This window comes from Orenia sp., from assembly GCF_055140805.1.
The window spans coordinates 20,950-27,313 of the sequence record NZ_JBSQYM010000018.1 but is presented as its reverse complement, the minus strand read 5'-3'; the positions used below and the strand labels follow the sequence as shown (position 1 = coordinate 27,313).

Annotated in this window: 6 protein-coding genes; 5 read left to right on the top strand and 1 reads right to left on the bottom strand. The window is 32.8% G+C overall.

Annotation, left to right across the window (positions count from 1 at the left end; all coding sequences use genetic code 11):
• Nucleotides 1-178: 178 nt before the first annotated feature.
• Nucleotides 179-1,468 (bottom strand): nucleotidyltransferase, encoded by a 1,290-nt coding sequence (locus ACTCDL_RS03545; protein WP_463174076.1) that lies wholly within the window; start codon nucleotides 1,466-1,468, stop codon nucleotides 179-181.
• A 292-nt stretch (nucleotides 1,469-1,760) separates the two neighbouring features.
• Here ACTCDL_RS03545 and pta point away from each other — a divergent pair, with 292 nt between their 5' ends.
• The 5 genes from pta to fapR all read left to right on the top strand — a co-directional run bounded on the left by pta (nucleotide 1,761) and on the right by fapR (nucleotide 6,356).
• Complete coding sequence (gene pta, locus ACTCDL_RS03540; protein WP_463174074.1) at nucleotides 1,761-2,759, top strand: phosphate acetyltransferase; 999 nt, start codon at nucleotides 1,761-1,763, stop codon at nucleotides 2,757-2,759.
• 290 nt (nucleotides 2,760-3,049) lie between these two features.
• Nucleotides 3,050-4,246 (top strand): acetate/propionate family kinase, encoded by a 1,197-nt coding sequence (locus ACTCDL_RS03535; RefSeq protein ID WP_463174072.1) that lies wholly within the window; start codon nucleotides 3,050-3,052, stop codon nucleotides 4,244-4,246.
• A gap of 68 nt (nucleotides 4,247-4,314) precedes the next feature.
• Nucleotides 4,315-4,797 (top strand): YceD family protein, encoded by a 483-nt coding sequence (locus ACTCDL_RS03530; protein WP_463174071.1) that lies wholly within the window; start codon nucleotides 4,315-4,317, stop codon nucleotides 4,795-4,797.
• A 294-nt stretch (nucleotides 4,798-5,091) separates the two neighbouring features.
• The gene (gene rpmF / locus ACTCDL_RS03525; protein ID WP_097018420.1) at nucleotides 5,092-5,259 is read left to right on the top strand and encodes a 50S ribosomal protein L32; all 168 of its coding nucleotides are present in this window, start codon (nucleotides 5,092-5,094) and stop codon (nucleotides 5,257-5,259) included.
• A 536-nt stretch (nucleotides 5,260-5,795) separates the two neighbouring features.
• Entirely contained in the window at nucleotides 5,796-6,356 is a 561-nt protein-coding gene (gene fapR / locus ACTCDL_RS03520; RefSeq protein ID WP_463174070.1) for a transcription factor FapR, read from the top strand.
• Nucleotides 6,357-6,364 lie beyond the last annotated feature (8 nt).

Genomic DNA, 6,364 nt, shown 5'->3' with positions numbered 1-6,364 from the left:
TAATGGGGATATTGCGATACTTTTAAAATTAGCGTGAGTGGGTGTGTGAGTGTGAGTAAACCCCAATAAAAAGAAGTTTTACACACACTCACACTCATAGCTCAGACTCGACACAAAGTGTCCCACTATCTCTATATAGCTTCATGGTTAAATTTTATTCTAGATTCACGAACCTATATTATTTTATTATTATAGGTTGTTTACGAAAATCTATATTCCCTCTTCTAAAATATTTATTAGGATAAGCTAAAGCATAGATATTGTTTGCTTTAATATCTATGCTTAACATCTGTTGTAAAAGGCTAGTTGCTTCTTGATTGCTTCTGTAATGATTTGCTACTTTTGTAATAAGAGGTAGAGTAGATTTCTCTTTTATTAGTTTTAACAATTTTCTGCCTTTGTGATTAAAGCCTAATACTCTTAGATATTGAGGTCCTCCACTATTATCAAACTTTTTTAAAGTTATTTGATCTAAATTTAATAGGATTTGGGTTAAGATTCTTTGGATTCTAGTTTGGGTGAAGCACTTTGTATTGATTAAACTTATCAATTTAATCAAAGACTCTGCTTCTATACTAGCATCTTTAATTCTATTCTCTAATCCTCCTATAATATCCTCGAAATTTTTCAAATCACGGCGACCTACTCTTCTTAAGAGAGTCAAGAGCGAATTAGAGAAGTCTTCATAAAAAATTGGGCCTTTTCCTTGTTGAAATTCTCTGTTTAATATTTTACAACTCTCTGTTGGGAGTGCTTTTTTCAACCTTTTATCAATTAATTCTTTATTCTGAATTTGATTTTTCTGTAAATTACTTCTGATTGCCGAGGCGCTTGCTAGAGTTTTGATATCTTGGGAGTGATATCCACTGCCTTCTCTTTTGATTGTTAAAGGGATGATAGAACTCTTTAGTTGGATTAGTGCTTTAATATATTCAATTCCTAGAATATTATTAGGGTTATTTAGTATTTGAATATATTTTTCAATAGAAGATTGAAAAATCTTTTGATTAGCTTCGATATAACCTACTAAGGCTTGACTTCTAGCTAGGGGATATGAATCACCTTTTGAAAGTCTAGCTTTAATCTCTCTACTTATTTCTTCAGGTTCACCTGCTATAATTTTTGCTATCTGCTCTAAAGGTGTAATCTCTCCTAATTCACTACCAAAGCAGAGGGAGTCTACAATTTTGCTCTCTTCAAGTAATTTAATTGCTCCAAATGCAAAATATTCAGCACTTCTAACAGAGTAGGAGACAGGGAGTTGAATTACCAAATCTACTCCAGACTTCAATGCCATCTCTGTACGGGCCCATTGATTGACTATAGCAGGTTCTCCCCTCTGCAAGAATGCTCCACTCATAATACAGATACAAGCATCAGCTTGACTCTTTTCTAAGGATGTTTCTATATGTAATCTATGTCCATGATGAAAAGGATTATATTCAGTAATGATTCCAAGAACTTTCATGTGGTTTGCCTCCTTCTATTTATAGCTTACTATCTATTATAGATAGATTATAGTGAAATATCAATTTATTGTATAAATTTAATCCTTTTATAAGAAAATAAAGATAGAATTTTAATTTATATTAGATAATTATCAGATAATTAGCAAGATTATGATTAAATTGATTTTTGCCATTATTTAAACTTATAAATATTTTATTAAAAAACAAGGAATTTATGTGCTTGACATAGTAATTATAGAGGTGTATAAGAGTAACTAACAATATTATTTTTTATATAAGGGGGAATTAGATATGAGTTTTATAGGAAAGATTCATGATAAGGCAAAAAGTAATAGAAAGAAGATTGTTCTTCCAGAAGGAACGGAACCAAGAATGGTCAAGGCTGTTCCTATTATCTTAGAAAAGGAGATTGCTGATGTTGTCTTGTTAGGTGACCAGCAAGATATCAAAGATGTAGCTTTGGAGCATGGTGTAGATTTAACAGGTGTTGAAATTATTAATCCTTTAGAGTCAGATAAGTTAAGTGACTATGCTCAGACTTATTATGAATTAAGAAAGCATAAAGGGATTAGTTTAGAGCAAGCACAAGAGCAGATTAAAGATCCTTTATATTATGGAGCGATGATGGTTAAAAAAGGAGATGCTGATGGAAAGGTAGCAGGTGCGGCTAACTCCACTGGAAATGTATTGCGAGCAGCTATTAAAATTGTTGGTACTGCTGAAGGGATTTCGGTTATTTCAGGGGCTTTTATTATGATAGTACAAGATAAAGACTTTGGTACAGATGGATTGATGGTATTTGGAGATTGTGCGGTAAATCCAGATCCAAATGCAAATCAATTGGCTGAGATAGCTATCTCTTCTGCAAAGACAGCTAAAGATTTAGCAGGTATTGATCCAAGAGTAGCAATGCTATCCTTCTCTACAAATGGTAGTGCTAAACATGAATTTGTAGATAAAGTACAAGAAGCTACTAAAATAGCTCAAGAAGCTCAACCAGAGTTAAAGATAGATGGAGAGATGCAGTCAGATGCAGCAATTGTACCAGTAGTTGCTCAAAAGAAGTATCCTGATAGTGAGCTTGCAGGAACTGCTAATGTATTAATTTTCCCAGATTTAGAAGCAGGGAATATCTGCTATAAATTAGTTCAGAGATTAGCACATGCAGAGGCTATTGGACCAGTTTTACAAGGTATAGCGAAGCCAGTTAATGATTTATCCCGTGGATGTAATGTTCAAGATATCGTAAATGTAGTAGCGATTACTGCAGTACAAGCACAGAACTGTTAAGTTTAGTTATTTGCTTTTAAGGTCTACATATTATTAGAATATAGGTGTGTTAATTTAAAATGAAACTTAATGGGATATTACGATACTTTTAAAATTAGCGTGAGTGGGTGTGTGAGTTAAGTGTGAGTAAACCCCAATAAAAAGAGATTTTACACACACTCACACTTATAGCTCACACTCGACACAAAAGTGTCGTATTATCTCTATATAACGTCATAGTTAAATTTTATTCTAAAGTTGGATAACTATATAATAAGTGATAGCTCAACAGAATTGAGGAGGAGATAAACATGAAAATTTTAGTAATTAATAGTGGGAGTTCATCAATTAAATATCAATTAATCAATATGGAAAGTGAGAGTGTTTTAGCTAAAGGGTTAGTTGAAAGAATTGGAATTGAAGGTTCTCGTTTAGAGCAAGAGGATAGTAGTGGAGTTGAATTTGAGCTAGTACAAGATATTCCTAACCATGAAGTAGGTATGGAGTTGGTAGTTAATTCTTTGACTGATAAAGATAAAGGGGTTATCTCTAGTGTAGATGAGATTGAAGCAGTAGGTCATAGAGTAGTACAAGGTGGAGATTCTTTTGATAAATCAGTAATCGTTACTGATGAAGTTAAAAAAGAGATTGATAGATGGGCTTCATTAGCACCTTTACATAATCCAGCTAATTTGATGGGAGTAGAAGTTTGTGAGAAGCTAATGCCTCATGCAACTCAAGTAGTTACTTTTGATTCTGCTTTCCATCAAAGTATGCCAGAAGAGGTTTATATGTATGCTTTACCATATGAACTATATGAAAAGCACTCTATTAGACGTTATGGAGCACATGGTACTTCCCATAAATTTGTAGCAAATCAAGTAGCAAAAGAGATGGGTAAAGATGTTAAAGATTTAAAGATTATCACTTGCCACTTAGGTAATGGGGCAAGCGTAACTGCAGTTAAGAATGGTAAGTCATATGATACAAGTATGGGTCTTACTCCATTAGAAGGTTTAGTAATGGGAACTCGTTGTGGGGATATTGATCCTGCTATTGTACCTTTTGTAATGGAGAAAGAAGGATTATCTCCACAAGAGATGGATCATTTGATGAATAAAGAGAGTGGGTTATTAGGAATTTCAGGTATTAGTAGTGATATGAGGGATATAATAGAAGGTGCTGAAAATGGAAAAAATAAAGCTAAATTAGCTTATGGTATGTTCGTTTATAGAATTAAGAAGTATATTGGTTCTTATGCAGCAGCAATGAATGGTGTTGATGCGATGGTCTTCACAGCTGGAATTGGAGAGAATGCTATTGGACTAAGAGAAGATATCTGTGCTGATTTAGATTATTTAGGAATTGATTTAGATGTTGATAAGAATGATGTTAGAGGTAAGACAACAGAAATCAGTGCTGATAATTCTAGGGTTAAAATCTTTGTTGTACCGACTAATGAAGAATTAGTTATTGCTCGTGATACAAAGGAATTAGTAGCTAATTAAAACGAAAATTCTTGACAATAAGGCGAGACCTATATTATAATAAGTAATGTTGTCCTAGAGGTGATTAGATGAATATAAAAGTAAATGTTGAAAGTATTAAGGAAAATCTAGGGACTAATTTAAAGCAAGAGTTTGATATTTTTTTAGAAGATATGTTTTTACAGGGCAGGGAAGTATCTTTTGAAAATCCAGCTAAACTTGATGTGACTGTAATTAATTCTAGTAATGAATATATAATTATGGGTCATGTAGAATTAAGGTCTATTTTGCCTTGTAGTCGATGTTTAGAGGATTTTTCTATGACCTTAGATTTTGACTTTAATTTTGAAGTATCTAAAGAAGAAGTAGTAGATGATGAAATTAATGTGGGAGAAGATATGCTAAAAGAACTAAGATTAGCTTTTCCTATGCAAGCTATCTGTGATGAAGAGTGTCAAGGGTTATGTCCAAGCTGTGGTAAGAATTTAAATCAAGAAGATTGTGACTGTTTTATGCATAAAGTTGATCCCAGACTGGCTAAATTGCAGAAGTTATTAAAGAAAGATAAGTGATTAGCAAGTTATAGAATTTAGCACGTAAAACCTGATAGTCTTGCAGGCTTTGCCAAGAGAAGTTTAATAGGATTGTAGGTTCAGGATGTAAGTGCTATTTTTAATAATAATACCGTAGGGCATACGGGATTTTAGGCCTCTATAGAAACTTTAAGACCTAATTTTTGCTTTAAATCTAATGTTAAGTTGAATAGGTTTCTTTCTAAAAAGGAGGAATCCATGTGGTTTTACTCCATGGAATGTCAAAAGATTTGTATATAACATAGGATGCAGTAATGTAAGGGGGTGTTTGTAGTGGCAGTACCTAAGCGAAGAACCTCAAAAACTCGTAAGAGAAAAAGAAGAACGCACTGGAAGTTGAATGCTCCAAACATTGTGGAATGTCCACAATGCCATGAGCCGAAATTATCTCACCGTGTATGTCCTGATTGTGGATACTACAATGGAAGAAAAGTGAAATAATTATCATAGATAAGAGTAAAGTAGAATCTTTCTGCTTTACTCTTTTTGTTTTTATATACAGTTAATAAATTGTAATATTTTTTATATAATCAAAATATTATGGATATTATATTTACATAAAAGGTTCATAACTGTTAATCAAACAGAGGTTAATTTTAAGTTATTTAGAATCGGGCTTAATGGATATATAGCGACACTTTTTATAAGTGTAAGTTGGTGTGTGAGTGTGAGTGAAATTCAATAGAAAGGCACTTCACACACACTCACACTCATAACTCACACTTGACACAAAGTGTCGTAATATCTTTCTATAACGCCATATTAAAATCTTATAACAGGCATGGTTGACCATGGATAGATCAAAGTACTATATCTAGTAGATCCATTAATCTTTTGATACAAAATATAGATTTTGCTAAAAAATATAAAGATGGTTTGAATAAAATCTTGCAATGGCAGAAAAATTTATATATAATAACTATAGAAATGAATTAGTAGTAGGTCTTAAAACGAGCTTTTAATAGGTGGTAAAAACTATGAGAAGATTGACTAAAGCTGAACGCCAAGAAAGTTTAAAAGAACGATTGGATGAAGACCCTTTTTTGATTGACCGAGAATTAGCAGAAATATTTAATGTTAGTATTCAAACTATACGTTTAGATAGATTAGAATTGGGCATACCTGAAGTAAGAGAAAGAATTAAGTCTGTTGCTAGACAGGCAAGCTCTAAAGTTAAATCAGTACAGAGTGAAGAGATTATTGGAGAGTTAATTGATATTCAACTTAATGATAGTGGTATCTCTATCTTAGAGAGTACTGAAGAGCTGGTATTAGAAAAGAGCAAGATAGTTCGAGGACATCATATTTTTGCTCAAGCTAATTCTTTAGCTGTAGCAATTATTGATGCTGATGTTGCTCTGACAGGTTCGGCAGAAGTTAGATATAATCGTCCAGTCTATGTTGGAGAGAGAATAGTTGCAAAGGCTAAGGTAGAGAAGATAAAAGGGAATAGATTTTATGTAAAGGTAGAAACTAAGATTAACGGAGAAAGTGTCTTTAAGGGAGAGTTTGTTGTGTTTTCTATTGAAGAAAGCTGATGACTAAG